The sequence below is a fragment of the Sphingobacterium sp. LZ7M1 genome, assembly GCF_024296865.1.
GTDB lineage: Bacteria > Bacteroidota > Bacteroidia > Sphingobacteriales > Sphingobacteriaceae > Sphingobacterium.
Genome location: NZ_CP101134.1, coordinates 3,650,435 through 3,676,880 on the forward strand (window position 1 = coordinate 3,650,435; position 26,446 = coordinate 3,676,880).

At 40.6% G+C, this 26,446-nt stretch carries 21 protein-coding genes; 5 read left to right on the plus strand and 16 right to left on the minus strand.

Annotated elements, in window-relative coordinates; all coding sequences use genetic code 11:
• Window positions 1–3 precede the first annotated feature (3 nt).
• Window positions 4–648 (plus strand): outer membrane lipoprotein carrier protein LolA, encoded by a 645-nt coding sequence (locus NMK93_RS15650; RefSeq protein WP_185213425.1) that lies wholly within the window; start codon window positions 4–6, stop codon window positions 646–648.
• Window positions 649–798: 150 nt separating this feature from the next.
• Here NMK93_RS15650 and NMK93_RS15655 read toward each other — a convergent pair whose 3' ends face one another.
• The 7 genes from NMK93_RS15655 to NMK93_RS15685 form a co-directional block, all read right to left on the minus strand.
• Window positions 799–2,154 carry an FGGY-family carbohydrate kinase gene (locus NMK93_RS15655; protein ID WP_254529507.1) on the minus strand — a complete coding sequence of 452 codons (1,356 nt, stop codon included), beginning with the start codon at window positions 2,152–2,154 and terminating at the stop codon, window positions 799–801.
• An 8-nt stretch (window positions 2,155–2,162) separates the two neighbouring features.
• Window positions 2,163–3,437, minus strand: coding sequence for a TIM barrel protein (locus NMK93_RS15660; RefSeq protein ID WP_254529508.1), 1,275 nt, complete (start codon window positions 3,435–3,437; stop codon window positions 2,163–2,165).
• A gap of 30 nt (window positions 3,438–3,467) precedes the next feature.
• The gene (locus NMK93_RS15665; protein WP_254529509.1) at window positions 3,468–5,576 is read right to left on the minus strand and encodes a bifunctional aldolase/short-chain dehydrogenase; all 2,109 of its coding nucleotides are present in this window, start codon (window positions 5,574–5,576) and stop codon (window positions 3,468–3,470) included.
• A 20-nt stretch (window positions 5,577–5,596) separates the two neighbouring features.
• Window positions 5,597–6,670 (minus strand): L-rhamnose/proton symporter RhaT, encoded by a 1,074-nt coding sequence (rhaT, locus tag NMK93_RS15670; RefSeq protein ID WP_254529510.1) that lies wholly within the window; start codon window positions 6,668–6,670, stop codon window positions 5,597–5,599.
• 539 nt (window positions 6,671–7,209) lie between these two features.
• Window positions 7,210–7,839, minus strand: a complete 630-nt coding sequence (locus tag NMK93_RS15675) for a 3-oxoacid CoA-transferase subunit B (protein WP_185213420.1) — start codon at window positions 7,837–7,839, stop codon at window positions 7,210–7,212.
• Window positions 7,840–7,842: 3 nt separating this feature from the next.
• Window positions 7,843–9,021, minus strand: coding sequence for a thiolase family protein (locus NMK93_RS15680; RefSeq protein WP_254529511.1), 1,179 nt, complete (start codon window positions 9,019–9,021; stop codon window positions 7,843–7,845).
• Window positions 9,014–9,736: a CoA transferase subunit A gene (locus NMK93_RS15685; RefSeq protein ID WP_254529512.1), complete on the minus strand. Its 723-nt coding sequence runs from the start codon at window positions 9,734–9,736 to the stop codon at window positions 9,014–9,016. The genes NMK93_RS15680 and NMK93_RS15685 overlap by 8 nt, the downstream gene beginning before the upstream one ends.
• Window positions 9,737–10,217: 481 nt before the next feature.
• On the opposite strand from NMK93_RS15685, the gene NMK93_RS15690 reads away from it, so the two are divergent.
• The 3 genes from NMK93_RS15690 to NMK93_RS15700 all read left to right on the plus strand — a co-directional run bounded on the left by NMK93_RS15690 (window position 10,218) and on the right by NMK93_RS15700 (window position 12,550).
• Entirely contained in the window at window positions 10,218–10,781 is a 564-nt protein-coding gene (locus NMK93_RS15690) for a hypothetical protein (RefSeq protein ID WP_185213417.1), read from the plus strand.
• A gap of 180 nt (window positions 10,782–10,961) precedes the next feature.
• The gene (locus NMK93_RS15695; RefSeq protein ID WP_254529513.1) at window positions 10,962–11,876 is read left to right on the plus strand and encodes a hypothetical protein; all 915 of its coding nucleotides are present in this window, start codon (window positions 10,962–10,964) and stop codon (window positions 11,874–11,876) included.
• Window positions 11,873–12,550: an ATP-binding cassette domain-containing protein gene (locus NMK93_RS15700; protein ID WP_254529514.1), complete on the plus strand. Its 678-nt coding sequence runs from the start codon at window positions 11,873–11,875 to the stop codon at window positions 12,548–12,550. Before NMK93_RS15695 ends, NMK93_RS15700 begins: the two co-directional genes overlap by 4 nt.
• An 821-nt stretch (window positions 12,551–13,371) precedes the next feature.
• On the opposite strand, the gene NMK93_RS15705 is transcribed toward NMK93_RS15700, so the two are convergent.
• From NMK93_RS15705 to NMK93_RS15745, 9 genes are all read right to left on the minus strand, one after another.
• Window positions 13,372–15,153 (minus strand): M14 family metallopeptidase, encoded by a 1,782-nt coding sequence (locus NMK93_RS15705; protein ID WP_254529515.1) that lies wholly within the window; start codon window positions 15,151–15,153, stop codon window positions 13,372–13,374.
• A gap of 13 nt (window positions 15,154–15,166) precedes the next feature.
• Complete coding sequence (locus NMK93_RS15710; protein ID WP_254529517.1) at window positions 15,167–16,789, minus strand: M14 family zinc carboxypeptidase; 1,623 nt, start codon at window positions 16,787–16,789, stop codon at window positions 15,167–15,169.
• A 343-nt stretch (window positions 16,790–17,132) separates the two neighbouring features.
• Window positions 17,133–17,945: a siderophore-interacting protein gene (locus tag NMK93_RS15715; RefSeq protein WP_254529519.1), complete on the minus strand. Its 813-nt coding sequence runs from the start codon at window positions 17,943–17,945 to the stop codon at window positions 17,133–17,135.
• 6 nt (window positions 17,946–17,951) lie between these two features.
• Window positions 17,952–18,896 (minus strand): siderophore ABC transporter substrate-binding protein, encoded by a 945-nt coding sequence (locus tag NMK93_RS15720; protein WP_254529521.1) that lies wholly within the window; start codon window positions 18,894–18,896, stop codon window positions 17,952–17,954.
• 10 nt (window positions 18,897–18,906) lie between these two features.
• A complete protein-coding gene (locus NMK93_RS15725) occupies window positions 18,907–19,689 on the minus strand; it encodes an ABC transporter ATP-binding protein (RefSeq protein WP_254529523.1) in 783 nt (260 codons plus the stop codon).
• On the minus strand, window positions 19,662–20,615 hold the full coding sequence (locus NMK93_RS15730; RefSeq protein ID WP_254529525.1) for an iron chelate uptake ABC transporter family permease subunit: 954 nt from the start codon (window positions 20,613–20,615) through the stop codon (window positions 19,662–19,664). The genes NMK93_RS15725 and NMK93_RS15730 overlap by 28 nt, the downstream gene beginning before the upstream one ends.
• Before the next feature lie 4 nt (window positions 20,616–20,619).
• Window positions 20,620–21,609: an ABC transporter permease gene (locus NMK93_RS15735; protein ID WP_237219521.1), complete on the minus strand. Its 990-nt coding sequence runs from the start codon at window positions 21,607–21,609 to the stop codon at window positions 20,620–20,622.
• 93 nt (window positions 21,610–21,702) lie between these two features.
• The gene (locus NMK93_RS15740; protein ID WP_254529527.1) at window positions 21,703–22,749 is read right to left on the minus strand and encodes a YncE family protein; all 1,047 of its coding nucleotides are present in this window, start codon (window positions 22,747–22,749) and stop codon (window positions 21,703–21,705) included.
• A gap of 2 nt (window positions 22,750–22,751) precedes the next feature.
• A complete protein-coding gene (locus NMK93_RS15745) occupies window positions 22,752–23,900 on the minus strand; it encodes an alpha/beta hydrolase (RefSeq protein WP_254529529.1) in 1,149 nt (382 codons plus the stop codon).
• Between the two features lie 133 nt (window positions 23,901–24,033).
• Between NMK93_RS15745 and NMK93_RS15750 the strand changes: the two genes are divergently transcribed.
• A complete protein-coding gene (locus NMK93_RS15750; protein ID WP_254529531.1) occupies window positions 24,034–26,430 on the plus strand; it encodes a TonB-dependent receptor plug domain-containing protein in 2,397 nt (798 codons plus the stop codon).
• The last annotated feature ends 16 nt before the right edge of the window (window positions 26,431–26,446 follow it).

Sequence of the window (26,446 nt, forward strand, 5' to 3'; positions counted from 1 at the left end):
TTAATGATGATGAGATTTATCTATGTATTTGTTGCCCTATTTAGTGCAACATTAGCTTTCGGACAAAATGGTTCAACCAAGAAAATCTTGGATGAAGTGTCCCAAAAATATGATGGCTACAAAACCATTCAATCCGAATTCACTTTTAAAGCTACGCAGGCGAATGGCGAGAACTATACCGACAAAGGAAAATTGTTCCTGAACAAACCTTCCAATCAGTATAAGATTTCATTGCCTACACAGGACCTGATTTCTGATGGCAAATCCACTTGGTCCGTTCTTAAGGAAGATAAAGAAGTTCAGGTTTCTGAAGCTGACAATTCTGGACAATCCATTGGACCCAACAATATTTTCACCTTCTATAAATCAGGATATAAATATGGAAGTTCTTCCAATCAGTCAGATGCTGCTGCTGGAAAGTTGACCGCAATTGACTTGACTCCTGAGGATGCAAAGAGTAATTATTCCAAGATCCAGGTCCGCATCAACAAGAACAAGCATATCCATGATGTAACCATCTTTGACAAATCTGGCGCTAAGTATACTTATACCATTAACGGCCTGTATGTCAACAGCCCAATTGCTGGTTCGACTTTCCAATTTAACAAAGGAAATTACCCAGGATTTGAAGTCGTAGATTTACGTTAAGAAACCAAACATTTCATATAAAAAAGGCGAGTCAACCCTAGGTTGCTCGCCTTTTTGCTGCATAAGCCCCCAACCATCGCAAAAATAAAAAAGCCTCATTGCTGAGGCCTTCTTATACTTATTCTAAAAAATTATAATGAAAATTCTAAACTATGCCCGAAAGAACCGCAGCTCGATCAGGTCATTTGGTACAGGCAAGGTATTCCAATGTTCATGAATGGCTAGGGCTGCTCCTACAGCCGTGGCCTGCGCCATAGATGCAGCATAAACTTCTACCTGCGGATACTCCTTGGCCAACAGGTTCATATAGATAGAATTCTTGCTGAATCCTCCATCCACAAAGACCCTACTGATCTTTCCTTGATCCATGATCAAATTGGTCGATCGTACCTGCGCCTTCACCAGGTGCAACATAAAGGAATGGTAGGCCTCTTTATAGTCCTTAAATTGATTTAGATCCAGTTTTGAGAAGGCATCCAATTCATCCGAAGTCTCTTTCTTTTTTAAGGCCTCTATTAAATTCCAATCAATATCCATATTCCTGAATTTTGCTGTCGTAACAGCAAAATGATCTGCAATTCGTTTGGATTGCACATCATGTTCATGTCCTGCAAACAGTCGCGAAGCTTTGACAGGATCACCTGCATAAGACAGGTAAAATAAACAATCCTGCTCCAACTCTGATTTAGTCAGTGGACTATGGTTGAAGGGATTCAAAGAGATACACCAGGTTCCTGTAGAGATCAAAACGAATGGCTCATGAAAATTCAACAGGTACGGAATCAAGGCCGATGAACTATCATGAAGGCCAGAACCGATCACAAAAGTACTTCCCGGAAAATTTGCTGAGAACACTTCATCCGCTTCCACTACCGGAGCCAATTTTTCATCAATGCCATTATCCTTTACCCATTGGTGATAATCCTGCTTATGGTAATCCCAAAGAGCTGTATGGCAGCCAATGCTCGTCTTATCCGAATAGAGCTTGCCAGAAAGCAAGAAACTGAGGTATTGTGGCAGATGCAGTGCACAATGGATCTCTTTGAAGACCTGAGGCCTTTCTTTCTTCACCCGAAACAATTGCAGACCGGAGTTTAAACTCCCTAAATCTGGCGATGCCGTATCTAAACTGAATTTTTCCAAACCCCCGTATTGATTATGGAGTTCGTCTTTCAGTTCCTGGGGATAGGCTTTCAAATAATTGTACAGTGGAGTCAGCGGTTGTCCATCCTCTTTGATCAGAACAAAGCTTGCTCCATAGGAAGTAAAGTTGATTGCTTTAACTTCAAATTCTGTTTTACGGAAAATCTCATGTAGCGAATCAAACACGGAAAGCCTCAAGCTTTCAATATTTTCACATGGATCTCCATCCTCATCGACCGTTTCTAAAAAACGTGCTGATTTTTCAAAGACGATCTGATAATGTTCATCAAATAAGAACAATTTTTTGTTCGTTTTGCCAACATCAAAAATGGCAACAACAGGTATACGTTCTTTTTGTCCCATTTATTTTTTTATAATCCCGTAGCAACTGAATTTTCACCTCTTTCTTTCACTAATTGATCCCTAACAGCTAGTTCATCGAACATTTGTAGTGGATCCAATGCAGCTCCAGACCGTAATCTTGCTTCAGCTACTATCGGTCGGACATCTGTGCGGAATGCGTCCTGCAAGATGTTCTGTGCTTTAACGATATCATTATTTTGTTGAGCCGCTTTCAATGCTTCTCGGTCTACCAAAAGCGCTTGCGCATAGGCAATCAAGATTGCTTCAACGGATTGCAATAAATCAATCAATGGATCTTTCAAGTTATGCGAAGCATCGATCATCCAACCTAAATCACTGACATGGTCCATCCCTCGGGCATCCATACCCTCCACCAACTCACTGAAGATCAAGAAGAGTTGGTAAGGCTTAATTGCCCCAGCAGTGAGGTCATCATCAGCATATTTACTATCATTGAAATGGAAACCACCTAATTTTCCTTCCATCAGCAATAAAGAAACAATCTGCTCAATATTGGCATTAGGAAGATGATGGCCCAGATCAACCAGCGTATATGCCTTAGGTCCCAACTTTGTAGCCAATAGCAAAGATTGCCCCCAATCTCCAATGGTCATCGAATAAAAGAAAGGTTCAAAGGCTTTATACTCCACAAACAATTTCCAATCCGCCGGCAGATGGGCATAGATCTCTTTCAGACTTTCCAAGGTATTTTGAAAAGCTTCCCGAAAGTTCAATTGACCTGGAAAGGATGAACCATCCGCCAACCATACTGTCAGCGCCTTCGACCCTAACGCTATTCCATGGTCAATAACCTCTTTATTATGGGCAACAGCCTGTTTCCTGACCTTCGGATCCACATGCTGCAAAGAGCCATGCTTATAGCTTAATGCTTGACCTTTCTGGTCCTGAAAGGTATTGGAATTTACCGCATCAAATTTTAGGTCAAAGGAAGCTGCCAGATCCCTGATCTTTTGGGAATCTTGAGGGATATCCCAAGGAATATGCAATGAAATGGCACCACTTGACCGATTTAAGGCATGTAATAAACCTACGTCCTCAATCTTTTCCTCCAAAGTCCCAGGCTCACCCTTACCACTAAACCTCCCGAAACGGGTACCTCCCGTTCCCAGAGCCCAACTAGGAATGGCAACCTGAAACTTTTCAAGCTTCGATACAATAGCTTCAATCCCTTGAATATCTTCTTTCAGAAATTGGAAAGCACGCTGATGCCTACTTTCCAATTTCCTATTGTGCTCTTCAATCTGTTCTTTCGCAATTCTCATCGTATCTGCTTTATGTTATTGAAACGGCCCTTATCTCACAAAGGCCATGGCAACTCCACCATCTACATTCAGTACATTCCCTGTTGATTTGTTCAACAGACCGCCAACAAAGGCAAAACATGCATTGGCAATATCTTCCGGCAAGATCACCTCATTTAATAAAGTTCGTTTCGCATAGAAAGCCGGCAACTCTTCAACAGATATACCATAGGCTTTTGCTCTTCCTTCGGCCCATCCTCCGGCCCAGATATTACTGTCCGAAATAACCGCATCTGGATTTACCACGTTGACCCTGATCTTGTCTGGACCTAACTCTGCGGCATTTAAGCGACTAAGGTGTAATTGGCTGGCCTTGGCACTGCCATATCCGGCATTGTTTGGTCCACTTACCAACGCATTCTTACTCACAATATTGAGGATATCCCCGCCTACTCCTTGAGCTTTCATGACATGTACAGCTTGTTGAGTGACATAAAACTGTCCCTTCACCAACACATCGTATAATAGATCAAGATCCTTTGTACTATGGTCCTCAATGGTTTTTGAAATCGATAGCCCAGCATTGTTTACTACGATGTCAATACCTGCGTAATTTAAACATGCTTTTTCAAATGCGACTTTGATCTGCTCTTCATTGGTTACATCTAAAGGTACAGAGACTACATTGTCATTTCCAAAAGCAGCTTCAAATTCTTTTTTTGCACCAGCCAATCGTTCAGCATTTAAGTCATTCAGTACAATGACAGCACCTTCTTCTGCAAATTTCTTGGCTATAGCCTTGCCTATACCGCCGGCACTACCTGTCACCAAGGCAATCCTTCCCGATAAGGCTTTCGGTTTCGGCATACGCTGTAATTTAGCTTCCTCAAGCAGCCAATATTCAATATTGAAAGCTTCTTGTCTAGGCAAGGATGTATATTCACTTACCGCCTCTGAACCTTTCATCACATTGATCGCATTGGTATAGAACTCCGCTGCTACCCTTGCTGTTTGTTTGTCTTTCGCAAAGGCAAACATCCCTACACCCGGATAAATGATGATCACCGGATTTCTATCCCTGATCGCTGGGCTGTTCGGGTGTTTACAGGTTTCATAATATTCCGTATACATGGCCCTATAATCCTCAAACAGGGGAGCAAGTTTCTCCTTCAATGCTTTTACATCATTCAAGTCCTCATCTTTGTCCAGGTTCAGGATCAATGGCTGTATCTTGGTTCTCAAGAAATGATCTGGACAGCTGGTACCTAATGGTGCCAATTTCTCCAGATCATTGGAGTTGATGTATTCCAGTACACGGTGGTCATCTGTGAAATGACCAATCATGTGGCGTTCACTGGAACAGAACCCTCTTAAAATAGGCGCTATTTTAGCCGCCTGTACTTGTCTTCCTTTAGGATCCAGACTTTCTACTTTCTGCCCCCCAAATATTGCTCTGTTCTTACCGTAGTTTTCTTCCAGGTAATTCGCACAAGCTTCAATCACATCCAAGGAATTGATATAGCAATCCTTTGCATTGTCGCCCCAGGTAAATAGACCATGGGAACCCAACATGATGCCGCGGATGCCCGGATTTTCTTCCAGACATTCACGCAATTGCAATCCAAGGTCAAAGCCTGGTTTTTGCCAATCCACCCAACCAATGGTCCCGTTAAAGAGCTCATGGGTAATTTTCTTGCCATCCTTGGCTGCCGCGATGGCAATCGCTGCATCGGGGTGAAGATGATCAATATGTTTGAATGGTAAAAATCCATGTAATGGGGTATCGATTGAAGGTGCTTTCGACGCTAGATCAAAAATGCAGTGATTGAACAGTTCAACCATCTCATCTTCATGTTCTATCCCTCGGTACACTTTTTCAAGATCCCGTAGCCTATCTACATATAAAGCAGCTAGTCCGGACTTCTTCAATGTTCCTATATCCCCTCCTGAACCTTTGATCCACATAACCTCTACTTCCTCTCCGGTCAAGGGGTCTTTATCCATTACCTTGCAAGAGGTATTTCCTCCGCCGTAATTGGTAATCCTTAAATCCGATCCTAAAATGTTAGAACGGTATAATAACAGAGCTACCTCATCACCCGCAAGCTGTTGAGCGTACTCATCGTCCCATAAATAATTAACGTGTTTGTATGTTCTCACAGTTATATGTATTTAGTTTATTATTCTAATGTTTTCGCAAATCCCACTATACAAATCGACAGAATGATAGTGGCTATTCCAGCTATGATCGCTGTATATGTTGGTTTACTAACTCCTTTCCATTCTTTGAGGGCAATTCCCCAAGCATTGGAAATCAAAATGATAAAGGCCATGTGCAGGATCCATGAACTCGCACCATTGCCCAATCTACTTTCGCCCATCCCATAGAAAAAGAACTGCAGGTACCAAGTCGTCCCGGCTATGGCACAGAGCAAAAAATTCTTTCCAATTGGCGTATCCCTTTTCGTATAATCTACAAACGAATGGTTCTTGATCAATAGGTACAGGCACCATAAAAAATTTGTGCTGAATCCACCCCAGAGGATTACGATATAGGTTACATTGTTTTGGTATAAAAACTCACCTTGACCTGGATGGGCAGACTTCCATAAATTATTGGCAACTTCTGCCATGGGTTTGCCGGATTCTATTCCAAAATTAAAACAGGCACTCAAAACCCCAGATACGATAGCGACAATGATCCCTAACCCAAAATTATAGTCTGCCTTCGCTTCTGATCCCAAGGCTCCCAAACTTCTTTCCTTTAGCACACCTGCCTTCCCACATAAATAGATCCCAACCACACAGACCAACAGGCCAACCATCACACAGATTCCAGCGTTCTCCGTAAAGAAATAATCAATGCCATGCTTCCCCTCGGTCCTATTGAAGAAATAATATATGGCCGGCATCAGGGAACCAAAGACCATACTCAGTCCCAGAATCACACTGCTCCCCAAGGAAACCCCTAAATATCTCACCCCTAGACCATAGGTCAACCCTCCTATTCCCCATAATATACCAAACAGAAAAGTATATCCTAAAATATGGTTTCCTGTATTGCTGATGATATCCCAAAAATTGGGAATTGTCAGCCATGCTGCAATCGGAGGAACAATGATCCAAGAGAACAAACCACCTAAAATCCACATTGCCTCCCAAGACCAGCCCTTTACTTTCTTAAACGGAACGTAAAAACTACCAGACGCAAAGCCACCAATAAAATGAAATATTACTCCTGCTAATGCATTCATACGTGATCAAAAAGTGATTTAGGTTTTTAAGTTATTCCGAAGATATTTTATTTCTTTCATTCAACTGTTATGCACTGTCATGCTGTATGTAACTTAAGTCACATATCTTCACTGAAACTTTAAATAAAAGATTAAAAAGGTTAATGTTTTTTCAGATTTTGTACTGTAAAAACATTTTATACAATAATCATAATACAGCAGCCAATCTATCTAATAACAAATTAAATGATATAATCTTAACCGAAATTGGGAGGAGTGTTTCAGATACATACGTTTTGAACCAGGATGGAAGGGATGAGAGGATGGACCAAGATCAGACCGTCTGCCGAAAGGATTGAAACTTATCGGAATATTGCATAAATAAGGTTTTACTGATTTAACGGGCTGTATTGCCGTACAGTTCCTGAACCTTCGGTCCAGGATGACAAAAACTTTAAAAAAAACAGACACAAGACCTAGCGCGCTGAACGGTCTATTGTCTTGTGTCTATTGTCTTATGTCTTAGAATAATGTCATAGACGTTCATCTATGACATTATTCTAATAAAAAAGTTTACCTGCGGTACTTTGTTTTACCATATCCAAGGATACGCCATCATGGAGTTCTAGTACCTTAAATCCGCCAGTTGGCAACACTTCAAATACGCCTAATTCCGTGACGATCTTCTTAACGCATTTCACACCCGTCAAGGGCAATGTACAACTCGGCAGCAGTTTAGACTCGCCAGCTTTGTTGACATGTTGCATGGCCACAATGATATTTTCAGCACTTGCCACTAGATCCATGGCTCCACCCATTCCTTTTACCATTTTACCGGGAATCTTCCAGTTGGCGATATCACCATTCTCCGAAACCTCCATGGCACCTAGGATAGTCAGGTCAATCTTTCGGGATCGGATCATTCCAAAGCTCATGGCCGAATCAAAGAAGGCTGAGCCCGGTAAGGTCGTGATAGTCTGTTTTCCGGCATTGATATAGTCTGCATCTTCTTCACCTTCAAATGGGAAAGGTCCCATACCCAACAAACCATTCTCACTTTGCAGAACTACATTGATATTGTCGGGGATATAATTGGCAACCAAGGTCGGGATTCCAATCCCCAGGTTGACATAATAGCCGTCCTTTATCTCCTTAGCAATTCGTTTTGCTATTCCAAATTTGTCCAACATAGGTTAAATCTTTTTAAGGATCATGGCACTTGCCCCACCGCCTCCATTACAGATTGCGGCAAGTCCTAACTGACCATTTTCCTGATGTAAAACACTGGTTAAAGTCACGATGATCCGAGCACCGGAACAACCCAATGGATGCCCCAATGAGACTGCACCACCGTAAACGTTCATCTGGTCTTCTGAAATGTCCAATAGCTTGGCATTGGCCAAGGCAACAACCGAAAAGGCCTCGTTAAATTCAAAATAATCGATATCATCCACTGTAAGTCCGACCTTTTGCAATACTTTCTGGGTAGCGGCTGTTGGTGTGGTGGTAAACCATTCCGGAGATTGTTCCGCATCTGCATACGCAATCACCTCTGCCAAGGGCTTAACGCCAAGCTCATTTACTTTTTCTTCACTCATCAAGATCACCGCAGCAGCTCCATCGCTTAAAGTCGATGCATTGGCAGCCGTGATCGTTCCATCGGTTTTAAAGGATGTCTTCAATTGACTGACCTTTTCAAAGTTGATATTCTTGAATTCCTCATCTTCATCAACCATGACGGAACCCTTTCTAGATTTTACCTCTACAGGAACCACTTCATTCTTGAATTTCCCCGTCTCCCAGGCAATCTTACTGCGGGTATAGGATTGAATGGCATATTCATCTTGATCCGCTCTACTGATCTCATATTTTTCCGCACAGAGTTCACCACAATTCCCCATGGCCTTATCCGAATAAACATCCGTTAGTCCATCTTTTTGGATGCCATCTGTTAATTTCTGATCGCCATATTTAGCACCCCATCTAGCTGCTGTATCATAAAAAGGAACTTGGCTCATATTCTCCATTCCTCCAGCGATCACCACTTGGGCATCACCTAATAGAATTTGCTGCACGCCAATTGAAATCGCTTTCATACCACTTGCACAGACCTTATTGATGGTTGTGGCAGGTACATGGTCGGGTAAACCGGCAAATTTTGAAGCTTGCCTGGCAGGTGCCTGTCCCAGATTCGCCTGGAGAACGGAACCCATATAGACTTCATCCACATGGTGCTTCTCCAATTTAATTTCGTCCATTACAGCTTTGATGACCGTAGCCCCCAACTCAGTGGAGGAAACGGTGGCCAGGGATGACCCGAAACTTCCCATTGCTGTCCTCTTGGCAGCAACGATATATACTTTTTTACGCATTATCTTCTCTATTTCTTACTGTTCTTTGTTCGATTCTTTTTTCATACTTCGCACCTTGGAATATCTTGTTTACAAATATGCCAGGGGTATGGATATGGTTAGGATCCAACTCGCCGACCTCCACTAATTCTTCCACTTCTGCGATGGTGATCTTGCCACACATGGCGACTGCATGGTTAAAATTCTGGGCCGTACCACGATAAACCAAGTTGCCCGCGGTATCCCCTTTCCATGCTTTTACCAAAGCATAGTCAGGTTCAAAAGCATATTCCATTAGATAATCTTTCTCTACTCCATGGAAGGTAAACCTTCTTACTTCCTTTCCCTCCGCTACTTCGGTCCCCACTCCCGCAGGGGTATAAATAACTGGCAGTCCGTAACCCCCAGCCATTAAACGCGTGGCCAAAGTTCCCTGTGGAACTAAGTCTACCTCCAGCTCACCACTCAACATCTGTCTTTCAAATTCAGCATTCTCCCCTACATAGGATGCAATCATTTTCTTGATCTGCTTGTTCTGCAGCAACAGGCCCAAACCGAAATCATCCACCCCGGCATTGTTACTGATGCAAGTAAGGTCTTTGACCCGCTTTTCCAACAAAGCTGAAATCAGGTTCTCAGGAATCCCACACAGCCCAAAACCACCCAAGGAGATGGTCATGCCATCCTGAATCCCCTCAATAGCCTGCTGTGCATTAGATACTGTTTTATTAATCATATCTGTACATTGCGTTATTTTCCCTTTCGGGAATGAATAAATCTTTTAGAGCTTAGGACAACCAAATAATTATCTTAAAATCAATGAGTTGATAAAATATTTTTTGGTATAATATTTATTTATGTCCTGAAGTTTATAATCATGATAAATTTAACGAAATTATCTTAAACCTCTAATTATTAAGAACTTTTACCATTCTATAAACCAGAGTTGGGTATTATTCAATACTTAGCAGTAAACAAGAAGGTATTTTACAAATGATGAAACAGTTTCAGGAATTGGATTAGATATTACAAAATAACCCTCCCAATTTAATCGGAAAGACAAATAATTGTTAACCTAAGGTTAATCAAATAAATAGATTAGTGTATTATTGAATCAATTTTTAGAATTTCTTTTGTAATTCTAATTAAATTGCTAAACTTGACTCTTAAAGCAAGAAATATACCCTATAACTATGCGATTATTATCACTTTTTTTAATGTTTTGGGCATTTAGTTCACCCCTATTTGGACAAACCCTACAACAAAAACTGAAAACGGCTCCTCTAGACAGCCAATTCGTCTATTTGAATTTGCAATCTAGAAACCAGGACAAGGACTTTAAGATTATCAGAAAGACAAATCTTGATATCATCCGTCAAAACGTTAAAGACTCCTTGAGCATTTATAAAAAGCAAATTTCCGGATTGAAAGGCGATGCGTCTTCTACCGAAGGTAGCCTACAGAGCCTACAAGATTCTGTAACCAACCTATCTGCTGCTTTACAAACTGAACAACAAAAAACCGACAGCATTTCTTTCCTTGGAATCCAATTTTCCAAGAGCTCTTACCATACCATGGTTTGGGTGATCATCATTGTGCTAGCGATTGCTTTATTTGGAATTTTAGCGGCCTTCAGAAAAGCTAAAGTTGACACTGAAGAAAGCAAACATACCGTAGATGAACTTCAGGAAGAACTTCAGACCCTTAGAAAAAAATCTATGGAAAGAGAACAACTTCTTAAACGTCAACTATTGGATGAACAGTTGAAAAGAAATTCTTAATTAGACAATAGACATAAGACGATATTCTTAGTTGTTTGAGGTCTAGACTTAATAAAAAAGCAGTGTTAACCGACGTTAACACTGCTTTTTTGGTTTAAAATCATATTTTACTCTGACTCCTGTAACATAACAGGATAATTTCTGACTAATTACAAAGGTTAAGCCTAAAGCCTAAAGCGCATGAAGACATACTTCAATTTGCAGTGGAAGATTATCTGTAGATCGATGAAAGATTTCGGTCTTCCATGGCTATTGATTTTTCCTGCAATCGCATTGGTATATATCGCCTTTTTCTATTTACTAAGACAGTACCCCTATTGGGCAGCCTATCTCATATTCCTGTTGAATTTTCAAGCTTTATTTAGCCTTGCCGAATACCAGCGAAATGACTTCCTCAAAATGACCTTCAATAACCTGGACTATTATCTCATCAGGATCCTTGAAAACCTGATCCTTAGTTTTGGAACGGTCATTCTATTAATCATATTCGGCAAACTTAATCTTGCCCTTGTACTATTGGCCATTGCTGTACTTTTCGTTTTTGTGTCCACAAACAGCCTATGGTCTGGTACCTTTCCAACTCCGTTCAGGAAATACCCTTTTGAATTTATTATCGGTTTCCGAAGGACCTGGCTTCTTCTGATTATTTTATATGTCTTGGCATATATTGGTTTAGCCTATGGTAATCAAAACCTAGCACTCTTCTGCATGTTTTGCATCTGCATCTGTGGAACCCTCTATTATCAAGTCATAGAGCCAGGGATAATTCTTTGGAACCAAAACAGAAAACCAGTGGCGTTTCTACTCCACAAATTCACGAGAGGAATAATACAGTTAAGTCTTTTGTTATTGCCTATTGCGATTCCGCTCTGTGTTATCTTCCCAGAGGACATCACGAAGGCACTTATTGTATGGGGTTTAGGTTTGTTCCTGATTCCCTTTGCTATCTGTCTCAAATATGCGGTCTTTCCAAGAAAGGTCAGTGTTTCAGAAAGTATCGTTCTAGGATTATGCCTTGCCTTTTATCCATTGGTCCTGGTCATCATCCCCTACTATTATTACAAAGCCATCCAAAACTTAAAATCTGCAGCATGATAGAAGTAATTAACCTCAGTAAATCCTATGGCTCCAAGACAGTCCTCAAGCATATCAACGTGATCTTTGAGCCTGGAAAGGTCTACGGCATTGTCGGAGAGAATGGTTCTGGAAAAACTACTTTCTTCAGGTGCATGGCTGAAATGGAGGACTATGAAGGAAAAATCAAGACGGGCTACAAGGAAATCAAGAATCACCTCGGTTTTTTAACGGCGGAACCTTATTTCTTACCCAAGATCACCGGAGAAGAACATATCTATCTGATGGCGGATGCTCGGAAAATAAAGCTGAAAAACCTTCAGGAAAAGAATATTTTTAAACTACCTTTAAAGGAATATATCAGCCAATATTCTACAGGAATGAAAAAGAAATTGGCGATTATGGCGGTTCTCTTTCAACAGAATGATTTCATTATCTTGGATGAACCTTTTAATGGTATCGATCTGGAGAGTTCTATAATCCTTGAGGAAATCATCAAGATGCTTAAGAACAAAGGAAAAATTATCCTTATGTCCTCACATATTTTTTCGACACTGAAGAATAGTTGTGATGTGATTTACCAGATTGAAAATGGACAGTTCTCCAATCCCTATTCTCCATCCACTTTTGGAGACTTGGAAGATGCTATGAAGAGTAAAATCCTACAGAATCACTTCAATAATTTTTCATTATAAGATTCCTGAACCCTAACCAGCAGAAAAATTAGGGGAATAGCTTTGACCTTATTCGAGACATATTCCGAAAATTCCGAAAATGGCTAGAATATTATTAAAGGTTTTCTCGAATGTGTCTCGAATGATTCTCGAACATGGTCAGGATATCAACCTAAAAAACAGCTGACACATTCAATTTAATCAGTCCTATTTGGTATTGGCTTTAAATAATGTTTGTCATAAACTGTAATATTCCTCTGTTTTTATTATATTATATGTAATTATAGATCAATAGAATTATAGTAGGATGTCTTATTACAGAAGCCTACTCGTAAATAAGAAATTATGAGAAATTCATTTTTATATACAGCATTTATATGCTGTATATTATTAGAAGTTTTAGTAATCTATTCTTATGTAGTAAAAAACATAAACACAAAAGAGTTCCTTCTTATAGGATTGAGCAATATTGGTGTTATATATGTTTTTATTTTAAATATTAGACATAATAACAAAAAGGCTAAAACCATTCTGAATGATAAGTAAAGGGGGCATGTACGTTTCTGTCTCATGACCCTGTCATCCTCAATCTTCGAGTGAGGACCTGTACGCCAATACACACTTGATATGTTTGGTTCCGAGACCCTTCGTTCCTCAGGGTGACCCTGGAAAAGGAGAGCTTTTTCCAAAAGATCTCGGAACTATCCTTTCTTTATTAACAATGGTTTTCTCATATTACGATTTCGCTATGACCTTACTTCCCCCCAAAAAAAAACAAAAGCAGCAATCCGTAGATTGCTGCTTCAAGGTATAAACCGATCTGTAAATTGTTGCTTTTTTGATTAGGACTTGTTCGCTGCGTCCTTCAGATTATATTCAAGGTATCCACCTTTAGGGCTATCCACGATCAGCTTCGCTGAACTAGGATTTCCTTTTACGATCCATCTTACCTTCACGGAGCTCATACCATCAATAGTAGGCACTTCGATCTGCTGTGGCTGATACTTTTGCTCCAGCGTTTCATTGAAGTCAGCGTTCAATACCTGCATCCCTGTTACCACCTGTGCACCTTCTAATCGGATATGGTTAGGGCGTTCGATCTTATGTCTCACATCATGGTCTGAGTGTGTAGGAACAATCCTGGTATTCCAGATCGTTGCATTCACTTCATATAGATTACCACCAAGAGGTTTGATACTGGATTCCATTACCTCCAATTTAGGCATGTGGTAAGCATGGTAAATGGTAAATGCGGCATTTCGGTGTGCATCCTCCATCAATAAGAAACCTGGGTGGTTACGAGTATAGTTTTTCTTAGCTCCACCGATCTCGATCTTACCATATTGCGGATGATCAAACTCTTTCCATGGCACATAGGCATCTCCGAACATCAAAAGCTTATCAAACTCATAATACTCATCACTGTTCCTTAGGCCACCTTCGGACTTTTCATTGAAAAGCTTGTAGGTAGTCATCAATTCATTGGAGAAAGTAAAGATACCACGGGTCAGGGCCAAGAAATCGATCTCGCCACCAAACACGGTATACAGATCTTTATGGATCACGATATAATCATAGCCCGGCAACATCTTTTCTCCGGTCTTTCCTAGGGCATCATATACCTGAACGTCTTTTCTTGAGTAGAACCTTTCATCATCTGCGGCTCCTGGACCACGCAGGATCATACCTCCGAAGTTGTGATACGATTGCGCTCCTGCGATATTCGGATGGGCATAGATAAATTTCTTGACAGCTTGCGTTTCAGGCAAGGTTCCTGGATAGTAGAGGGCACCACCCTGTACATAGTTTGGCTGCCAGTTCCATCCCCAGTCACGGTTAGGGTCATAAGTTCCTGTGATATCCTCATTGACCAATCCATCACCATCATTGTCAATCCCCTCAAAACCCAGCATTTCATATTCGCCTACTTCACCTGGTTTCACCATCAGCATACGGTTAGGATTTTCAGGATCGGCTTTAAACCTTCCGGTCTTGGACTTGCGGCGCATCATGACAATTTCGCCATCTCCATCCAAATCATCGTATAGATCTTCTGCTACCAGTCCATCGCCATCGTTATCAAATGGTCTTCGACCAGTCCTAGAGGAGTGCATGGTGTTCGGTTGGTAAATAAAGTATTCACGAGAATCTGGATTGATCGTTGGCGCGATGTAAAACACCTTATCCTTCAATAAATCTTTGATAAACGGGACATTATTATAGTTTTCTAAGAGATACCATGCGGTGTACATGGATATTTCAGACCCTTGCAATTCATTGGCATGGATGTTACCATCGATCCACATTGCCGGTTTTCTTTCGGGTTTACCTTCCTTGAAATCCGTTACGGTCAGGACAAAGATGTCCCTGCCTTCATAACTTTTCCCAATAGACTCATATTTAATAAGGTCAGGATAGGCTTTTTGTAGGTCCTTATAGAACTGTTCCATTTGTTTTAGGTCGTGGTAACGGCTCCAATTCATTTGAACTTTAGGATTGGAGGGCGAACCAACAGCCCGTAGACCGGCGATCTCCTTGCTGACATCGTCGTTTTTCTTTTGGGCAAAGGCTGCCGAAACACTCAGTGCTAAGGCAAGTGATAATATTTTATATGATAGTCTCATTTCTTGGCAGATTTTATAGGTTAATATCTAGGGTTTTCTCACCGGCAGTTGGGCAACCAACAGTCAACTGTACTTTACCTTTTCCTTTGACCAACCAAGAGAAGGTATTGGAAGCACCAGCTTGAAGGGTTGGATAAAGTTGAAGGCGTTTTCCGCTTAGGAAAGATTGTCCTTTTTGCAATTCCATAATGGATTTCATTTTGGAAACATGCTTAATCTTATCTGCAATTTCCGGATAGACAGGCATGGCACCCGTATTGAAGACTTTCACTTCGATACGGTAGATATCATCGCCAAGATTGGTCACTTTCGGGCTTGAGAATTCCAGGCTGGCCAGCGAACGGGTCAATTCAACCACAAAGTTGCTGTGCATCTTTGCTGCAACATCCAATAATGCTATAGGAGGGTTGTTCATAAAACGTTCCACTACCCCACCGACTTCCACATCCTGATTTGGAAAATCCGGATGGTTAACCTTGGCCCATGGAAGGATTGCTCCTTGGATCCCTTGGTTTTTAACCCAGTTCACAAAACGGTCGGAGTTGTTTGTTGCTGGTACTTTCGGTCCAGCATTCTTCGTCGTATCCGAAATGGTCGGAATCCACCATGATGGCGTAACAAAGCTGAATTTACCTGTATGGTAATAAATCGTTGGACTTAGGTTTCCTTTACCAGCAGCCATTTTTGGAGCTTCTCCCATTGGTTTTACGGCATCATTATAGATCTTGCTCACAAATGCAGAAACTTGTGCATCGTTATTGGTCCAAGACTTCGTAATTCTTTCCGAAGCTTTTCTTTGATCGAATTGTTCAGGTACAGATAGATTGTTTTGCAAGCCGAAGTGCAATACGGCCGCAATTTGTGGATTTTCGAAGATCAAATCGATGATTGCCCTGGTTTCCGGCTCCGAAGCTGCATAATCCCCGGTTTCTGGTTCGAAAAATGGATAATCATAGGTAAAGTTCTTGTCCAAGTTGACACCTGATTTACCATCTTCCGAGATTGCACCATCTTGATCTGCATCACGTCCTTCGGTATATAGTTCATATGTTCCTGATTCACCTTTATTACGTTCAGCCAAAACCAGGTAATCGGCATTATTGGCATGGGAACGGTAAGGCCCTGCAGGCGTTTTGATCCTCATCTGTGAAATCAAACCATCTTTATTTAGGTCTACTTCAGGGTCTTCATCGATCCGACCATCACGATCATTGTCTATGGTCCTGGCATTTCCAGAATACCAAGCTGCAGAACTGGAATTTCTTTTATAAGCATCTACATTTAGAACAGGAATAATCCAAATGGATTTATTGGCCAATAGTTCATTCAATTGATCGCTAGGAAGGGCTAAGATCTGCTTGGCCACATTTAATGAATTGATCACTCCAGCAGGATGTTTTCCATCTACACCGGCAACAATCAATAATGTGGGTTTTGCAGTTTTTCCATTTTGGATTTTAATTAATGGGATATCTTCAGAACCAACCGACTTTCCGATGGAAGTTCTTTCCACGAGTTTGTTTGAAGATACATCTTGAATTTGTTTTGTCAATGCATCGAAATTGGGATAATTCCACTGTGCATGTACAAAAAACGGCATGCCGCAGGAGAGCAGCAAAATGATCCAGTATTTCATATATTTAGGTATTTAGTCTGTCGCTAAACTACTGAATTAGGTTAATAATTGAAAGGCATTAAGCAGATAATCCCATTTTTAAATGATTATTTAAAAAAATTGGGAATAGAATGAATGGGAAGCCTGAAAACAGGTTATTAGGCCATCATTTTTATCACAGCCCCTTGGATAACAATATTGTTATAATTGCGATTAGGGGTGGTTTTTCTTTAAGAAATCTGCAAAAAAGTTGGAATGATTAAACAGGTTTCATCCCTATGATATTCAAATTGCATTTATTCTAATAACTAAACTTCTCGTCTTTCAAGATTTGATTGAGAAAGCTAATAACAATATGATTTTATTATTCTGACTTTTCTTCCCTTCGGTCCTGGGCGGACTTATCTTCAGCGACACCGGCTTTCCAATATGAGAATGCGTAAAAATCTTTATTGGACCAACCTAGATTATCTTTGAAATAAGTTCGAAGGTCTTTTACAGAACTGTACTCACAGGCTACATAAGCAAACTTCGATTGATCACTAGGTAGTTGCACCTCTTTAGCCAAGGTAGCTAATGTACTTCCTTTTTCTGGCTCTGGATTGATTAACCATTGAAATTCAAATCCGGGATGTTTTAGTTCTGGATGAAAATCATGCTCGGTTGGGATTTCTATCAAACAATACCCCTTAGCTGATGAAGGAAGGCTTTCCAGGATACAACAGATAACTGGAATCGCTGTCGCATCACCAATCAAAAGGTACCAGTCTACTTTGGGATAATGAACAGTTTCCCTAATTTTCATGGCAACCCCCAATTGATCGCCTAGGCCAGCCTTGCGAGCCCAAGTTGAGGCAGGACCGTTATCACCATGGTTTACAAAATCAATCGTAATTTCTTGCGTTTCGGGATTGTATTTCCGATGGGTATAAGTGCGGACAATAGGTTTCACGTCTTCATCAGGCATGACCCACTCCCCTTTTTGCGCATCAAAACTGGCAAATTGAACTTCCTTCTTTCCATGCGGAGGGATGAAGATCTTATTGTTTGCACCAGGTGTGCATTTATCAAAGTCTATCTCCTCATCTGATTTCAGGACCACGCGAATATAATGTGGGGTAATAGATTGTTTATCCGTTACCTTAAAAACATGTTTTGATATGATTGGCTTTTCCATTTTTTGTTATTGAATAAGTTTTACGATATCATCGACCATCAAATCCACTGATGTTATCCCCCCTCCGGAGATAAACCATACATTGGGGTCGAGATAAAACAGGTTATTTGATTTAAAGGCTTTGGTCTGTTTGATCAGTTGATTTTCCACTTCCTCTTTACTTGATTTCTTTCCTAAGACCGCAGCATTTCGGTCGACGATAAACAGATAATCAGGGTTGGCTTCAGCAATCAATTCATTGGATACCCGTTGTCCATGAACAGATTCATCCTGCAATTCAAGAACGGGCTTGATGCCTAGAACATCATGGATAAAACCGAACCTTGAACCTTTACCAAAGGCACTAAATTTCCCATTGTTATAGATCAAGAACAGTGCTTGATGCGGATCCTGTTGGAATTTGCTTTGGGCGGCAAGAATTTTCTTGTTCAATGACTCTAGTTTTTCAGTCGCCAACTCCTCTTTTCCATAAATCCTCCCGATCAGTTTGACATTGTTCTCAAAGGAGGGAAGAAAATTTTTATTGTCAGTTCCGATAAAAACCGTTGGGGCAATCTCATTGATTTCTTGGTAAAATCTTTCTAGTCGGGTTGAAATAAAAATAATTTCAGGTTTTGTTGCAGCAATGGCTTCAAAGTCGGGTTCAATCACAGAACCCACGTCTGCCACATCGGGATTGTCATGGATAGTCTTCAGGTAGGAAGGAAGGAATTTCTTGGGCACACCGACAGGCGTAATCCCTAATTCATTCATTGTTTCTAAAGCACCAATATCCAGAACAACGCTGCGTTTGGGATTTTTGGGAATGATCTGTTTGCCCAATTTATGTTCAATATGTAGTGTGTCACTCACAACCTTATCGTCTTGACTCGGTGAATTAGATTGGCAGGATAGGAATACAAAAGGCAAGATTAACATTGCCATGGATTGCCTTAATATATTGATGTACATCGTATTCATTTTATAGATTGAAATAGTTACAGATTTTTTTATTGTTGATTTCGATGATATTAAATTCAAGGTCAAATATTTCATGCAGGATTTTCGCATCGATTACTTTATTGGTTTGATCATTATAAAGGATCTCTCCATTTTTCAGCGCAATAATTTGGTCGGAATATTGGGAAGCAAAATTGATTTCATGGATGACCATGATTACCGTTTTTCCCAACTCATCCACGAGCCTCCGCAGTGTTTTCATGACATGGACGGCATGCTTCATGTCTAGATTATTGAGGGGCTCATCGAGCAGGATAAAATCAGTGTCCTGGGCAATGATCATGGAGATGAACGCCCTTTGTCGTTGTCCACCACTCAATTCATCGATAAAGGAATCTTTTAATTCCATTAGATCCGAAAACGCGATGGCATCATCCACTTTCCTCCAGTCCAATTCGCTCAGTTTACCTTGGCTATAAGGAAACCGTCCAAAGGAAACGAGGTCCCGTACGGTAAGTTTCAACTCAAGGTGATTGGACTGCTTCAGAATGGATAGTTTTTTTGCCAATTCAGCTCCTTTATAGGAGGAAAGCTCCTTCTCATAGAAAGCCACATGCCCTTCATCTTGCTTAATCAAGCGACTTATTATTGACAGTAAGGTACTTTTCCCAGCACCATTCGGTCCAATCAAGGAGGTAATCTTAGCTTGTGGAAAACCACCGGTAAGATTTTTCAACACTTCCTTTTTGCCATAGCGCTTGGCAATCGCTTCAAAGCTTAGCTTATTTTTTTCCTCGTCAACCATAGTAAATACATAAAATAAACACCACCGATAAAATTGATAATAATACTGACCGTTGTGGTAAATCCGATGACCTGTTCCACTAGAAACTGCCCCAATACTAAACAGAGCACAGAAATCACGGCACAAATAGGGAGCATATACTGATGTTTTCTTGTTTTAAAAAGTTCATAGGTCAGGTTACAGACCAGAATTCCAAGGAACGTAATGGGTCCGACCAATGCTGTGGATACTGAAACCAATAGGGTGATACAGATTAGAAATCTTTTGACCATCTTATTGTAATCGACACCAAGGTTAATGGCATGATCTCTTCCCAGTGCAATAACATCGAGATATCGAAGGTTAAAACTGATATAGACGATGGCTGCCAACATGGTAATCCCGGCAATGCCCAATAATTTACTGTTCATCTTGGCGAAGGAGACAAACATGAAGTTTTGTACCATCGAAAATTCATTGGGATCAATCAGAACCTGCAGGAATTGGCTCATGGTCAAAAATAAGGTGCCAAATACCATCCCTGTAAGTAAGAGATAGTACATGCTTCTTTTATTCTTACCAAACATCAAAAGGTAGATCAATAAAGTAAAGCCTAGCATCAGGATCACGGCAAATAAAAAATTCTCCTGTTGATTGATGACTTGAAAAGTTCGATCCCCATAGATAAAGACGATAACAGTCTGGAACAAGATAAAGATGGCTTCGTAACCCATGATTGAGGGGGTCAGAATCCTGTTATTAGTAATCGTCTGGAATAGGATCGAAGAATAAGCGACCGAACAGCCAACTATCAACATGCTAAAGAGTCGAATCGATCTTTTACTGATTGCGTAATTATTGGAAAGGTCAATGTTAAAGAACAGGAATAGGCCAATTACTATAAGTAATAAGCCTAGCAATAGAGAAAATTTGAGGATTGGCTTCATGGTCTTATTTCTTTTTAAGGATTAAGATCAAGAATACAATTCCACCTATTATGCCCACTGTCATCCCAATTGGCACTTCATAAGGAAAGACAATCAACCGACTGATCAAGTCGCATACGATGAGAAATACTGCGCCCACGTAAGCTATTATTGGGAGAATCTTTCTAAGGTTATCGCCAAAGACCATACTCACCAAGTTTGGTATGATCAGCCCCAGAAATGGAATAGCTCCAACGGTAAGCACGGAAGAACTCACCACGATAGAGACTGTAAACAAGCCTATATAGACAATAGTATTATAGGAAAGTCCCAAATTCTTGGCAAAGCTCTCGCCCATACCCGCAATGGTAAAACGTTCGGCAAACAGATAGACCAAGATAACCGCTGGAAGAATGATATAAATGGCTTCATATTGCCCTTGCATCACGGAGGAAAAATCTCCGAGCAACCACTCTTGCGTACTTTGCACTATACCTTTTTCATAAGCGAAGAAAGTTGAAATGGCACTGAGGATACTTCCAAACATCAATCCTACAAGCGGAATAAATACAGTGCTGCGCAGCTTGATCTTGCTGATAAAATAGATGAACAGGAAAGAGGTAAAGAATGTAAAGAGCAAGGCAAAGATCATCCTAATGGTCAAGGAGGATTGCGGAAAAAGGATCAATGCGGTCAATATCCCCATTTTTGCGGCCTCTAATGACCCAGAAGTAGTTGGCGAAACAAACCGGTTTTGCGATAATTGTTGGAGGATAAAACCAGATATACTCAATCCTGCTCCTACCAATATCAAAGCCAAAGTTCTAGGAATTCGGCTGATCAGAAAGAACAGCATCTTTTCACTATCCGAGGAAAGATCGGAATAATGGATATCCTTCACCCCTGTAAATAGGGATATCCAGATTAAAACTAAAACAACCCCTATGGCAATGATCCATAGCAGGTATTTATTCTTCAATAAACTCAATTTCTCCAACTCCTTACAGCATTTCAACGGCTCTCTTTAAACCGAAAAAAATGCTATGCTAAAAAATGAAACTATGCCCTGATCCATCCGGTTCAGGACATAGCAATCATCAAGATTTTATTAATTTATTTTTGTGATGGTATCGCCATTCTTGTCGACCTCCACAGGCTGACCTTCCACTGGTCTACCACCCTTGGTTTTGTTGATGACAAAGGCCTCTCCTGATTTAGGATCGATCTTTACATGATTCGGACGAGAACCTGTAGGCAGGTCCGCGACCACCTCTAAGGTCTTGGCATCGATAATACTCGTGGTACCAGTTTGGCGATTGGCAGAATAAATTCTGTTTTTCACTTTATCAAAGGCTATTCCTATGGCGCCATCCCCCGTTGGGATACTCTTGATCAAATTACCATCAGGACCTAAAACCGTTACAGTGCCAGACTTTTGGTTGGTAACAAATAGGCGCTCTCCATCCGAAGTAATATTTACCGGTGCTTCACCAGCAGATGGAAACTGCTTTTCAACTTTCTTACTTTTTACATCGACAACGTAAATGGAATTATCACCAATAACAGACACATAGATCTTGTCCGTTCCTTTCAGGAAAGTCATGCCAGTGGCTGTTTTCCCAAGGTTGTTCAAAGAATGGGAATAGGTATTCGTTTTTCCATCAATGACCCAGATATTACTAGGATCACCTACATCAGATACGTAGATCAGGTTATTTTCTTCATCAACCAATACCTCACGGGTATGGGATTCTTCGGCTCCATTTTTAATGGTTGCCAATAACTTTCCAGATTTTAGGTCCACGGCACTTACCGAATTCGTTCTTGTATTTGTGGTATAGGCGATCTGGGTTTTATTATTGATTCCAATTCCGAATGGAGGGTTTTCTTTAAGACTGATGCTATCCACAATAGCCAAATCTTTGGGGTTAATTTTATAGATTGCACCGCCTGGATTAGCTCTAGAACCAGCTGAAGTCACGTAGATATGTCCATCGTTTGTATTGATTACCGCTTCATAAACGCCTGTTCCAGCATGAGAAGATTTCACTACCTGTTGGCCGAAAGCCAAAGTACCACAAAAGAATAACCCTGTACTGAGGAATAGAGCTTTTGAAATGATTGAGCACTTGTGATTGAAGTTAATTGTGTTCATAGTTACTTATTTATATATATGGAGTTAATTCTTGATTTCCAGTGCAGGTAAAATTCTTCGAAAGCTTTTTGCCAATAATAGGCTCCATGTTTACCTTCAGGATTGATATTGAGTGTTAATTTTCCAGGAAAAATATCTTTTATCCAGTTGAAATAGCAATCTAGGTCAATTTTCATATTATTATGGGAGTCCATCATCCGAAAGCGCCTTTCCCGATCACCCATATAGAAATAGATTTCTTGGTCAGATCGATCTGTTCCTTTTTTCAGCAAGCTTTCAGAATAGCTGTATAGATTTGACTCGTCCATCCAGATAGATGGGGAAAAAACAGCGGTAGTACCGAACACTCCAGGATATTTCAGCCCGGCATACAGCGTTAACAGGCCTGCTATGGAACTACCGACCATGGCGGTATTCCAAGGGTCGGAAAGAGTCCTATAATTGCTGTCCACAAATGGTTTTAAGGTATGGACAATATCTTCGAGGTACAGCCATCCCAAAGGATTCTTAGTCCCCTGAACGGGATGCACAAGGTATTCTTGTTGTCTTAACTCATAATTCTTTGCATGATCTATGGCGACTACGATTGTAGATGGATCAATTTCATCCAGGAATTCATCCACCATCCATTCTACAGGTCCTGATCGACCAATCGATCGAGCTTCATCGAAAAGATGCTGCCCATCATGCATATAAATGGTTGGATAATGCTTGTCAGTATGAAAATAATCTTTGGGTAAGTAGATCATAACCTTTCGATATACATTCAAATCTGGAAAATAGAAATGTTCATCCAGGGTATGCACCTGTTTACTCGCAGTTGATTTGGGGAAAAGGTCCCGCCAAGATTCTATCTCTAAATTGATTTCTGAGTCTCTTTGTACCTTGAATACTTGAGGCGATTTCAGTTTGCCGTTTTGTGTAGCTTCGAGTGTTTGCCAATTGCCACGAGTTATTTTCAGTTCAAGTTCTCCGCTTGGTACTTCGGGCAGCAGGTATTGGACAGACTGCCCCTTTTCAGGGATTGTTCCTACCAATAAATGATCGGTATCCCAATTATTGAAAGTTCCAGCAAGGAACAATGGATCACCAACAAATTGGTCGCAATTGTTCAGAATGTTTACTGTTATCTCAATGATTTTTTTGGGCATAGTTAAATGTTTGCATTTAGCATTTTGACTTGGAGCTAAATTAGATAGATTCTAAATAAATGACAAACTTTATTTAAACTAATTATAAATAAGCCTATATTTACCAGCAAATCAACGCTATTTAGGAGAAAGGATGAGTTTAATTAAGGATACGATTTTAGTTTTACTAACTATTTTTAGTCACAATTTAGTTTTTGCCCAACAGGGCAGTTCGATTCAAATCGATGTTGTAGATGATCAAACTAAGGAAAAAATTGATGGAGCAAGCATACATTTTGCAGAATATGCGGGGAGTACAGATAAAACTGGTTCCTATTACCTGGAGTCCATAAAATCTGGGCAATACACTATTGAGGTAAAAGCTATTGGTTATATCCCCTACCAGGGATCATTTACTAAGAACAGTTTTGAAGAGTTGCATTTAGTGTTTTCCCTACAGCAGGAGGTAGCTCAAATTGAAGGGGTGACCATCATTGGGAATTCAGAAAACAAAAAAATCAAGCAAGCGGCAATCCGCAATATATTTATCGATACACGGGCTGTATCCAGCCAAGCTTTATCATTGAGCGACCTGATGAACCGCAGTACGGGAATCAGGGTGAGACAGAATGGAGGCTTAGGAAGCCGCCCAGAGGTATCCGTAAATGGTTTTCAGGGCAAGGCAATCAAATACTTTAAGGATGGAATCCCTTTGGATTACCTAGGTGATGGCTACAACCTATCTTCTCTACCTATTGAAATGCTGGACCATGTAGAAATATATAAGGGCGTTTTGCCTGTTTCATTAGGCTCAGATGCATTAGGTGGGGCTGTAAACTTGGTCACTAATAAAAATCAGGGAAAACATGCCAAAGTCTATTATGAACTGGGCTCTTTTAATACGCATAGACTTGGATTGATGGCTTCCAATCTTTCAAAGAATGAAAAATGGAGTTATGGTGGTGAGTTTTTCTATAATTATTCTGCCAATGATTACGATGCCTTGGTCGATGTCGTAAATCCAGAGACCAAAAACAAGGAACCGCAGAGACTTCCCCTATTTCATAATGCATATAGACATTATCTGGGTGAGCTGTTTGTGGGCATGCGGAACCGATCATGGGCAGATGAACTAAAGTTCAGCTTAACGGGATTCAATCTGTATAAGGAACAACAACATCCTGCCTTAATGACCGATGCTTATGGTGCTTTGCACTCTACCCAAGCAACCCTTGCCCCTTCGATACGGTATAAAGCAAACTTCCTGGATAACAAATTGCGTATTGATCAATTCAATTCCTACAATATCCTGCAGACACAACGGATTGATACGTTAAGGGGTAATTATGATTGGTTCGGCAATTTTAAGCCCGGTGCCAATATAGGGGAAAGCCGACTTCCCTCCCAGTCCAAGATTGACGAGAAGCAATGGGTCAATAGGACGAATTTGAGCTATTTAGTTAGTCCGAATAGCAAGGTTGAATTAAACTATGTATTCAGTTCGGCCAACCGATCTGGAAAGGACCCACTTGGCGTAAAACTTGAAGGTTCGGACATCGATGTCCTGAGTTTGGCATCAACTTACCAGAAACATGTTTTTGGGCTATCCTATGAGCAATCGTTACTCCAAGACCGTTTGACTAATCAGCTGATGGGAAAATACTATGTCTACAAAGCGAACGGATATCAGAACACCTGGTTTTCCGTAGATATCAAGGAAAAAGACAAGAGAAACACTTCTGGAGATTATTGGGGGATCACTGAAGCTATAAAATATCAGTTTTCTGAAAACAATTTCTTGAGGGCATCCGCAGAATATACCTATAGACTGCCGGAACGGGAGGAACTCTTTGGAAACAACATCTTTATCGTCCCTAATTTTGAATTGAACCCTGAACAGAGTTTAAATTTCAACCTTGGTCTCCATACCCAGCTCTTGAAGCCTTTGAAAGTTGAACTGAACAGTTTCTATAGAAATACAAAGGGATTGATTTTGTTGGTCCCTATTCAAGCACCGAATGCACAGTATCAAAACCAAGAGAATGTCCGTGGTTATGGAGTTGATCTAGACATGAAGTACCAAATCAGTGAGCAATATCAATTGTCGGGGAATGCGACATGGCAGGACTTGAGATTATTTGGTATCCAAAACGCACAGGATTCGTGGAAAAACAAGGCTCGGCTTCGTAATACGCCATATTTCTTTGCCAACCTTGCTGCGTCCGCAAAATACCATGATCTATTTCAGCGAGAGAACGAACTTCAGGTCTATTTGAACTACAATTTCATGCGTGAGTTCTATCTCGAAACCATCCCTAAAGAGGTTGAGCCTGGAGGATTCTTAGGATTATCAGGCAGTGCGGATCTAAGTTCAAATCTTATTATACCGAACCAGCACCTATTAAATGCAGGTTTTACCTTTCAATTCCAAAAAAATAAAATGGCCATCGGCGCAGAAGCCAGGAACCTGTTAAACCGGGATATATATGACTATTATCGGGTGCAGCGACCGGGCAGGAGCTTTCATTTAAAACTTAGTTATCAAATATAAAAACACAAAAATTAAA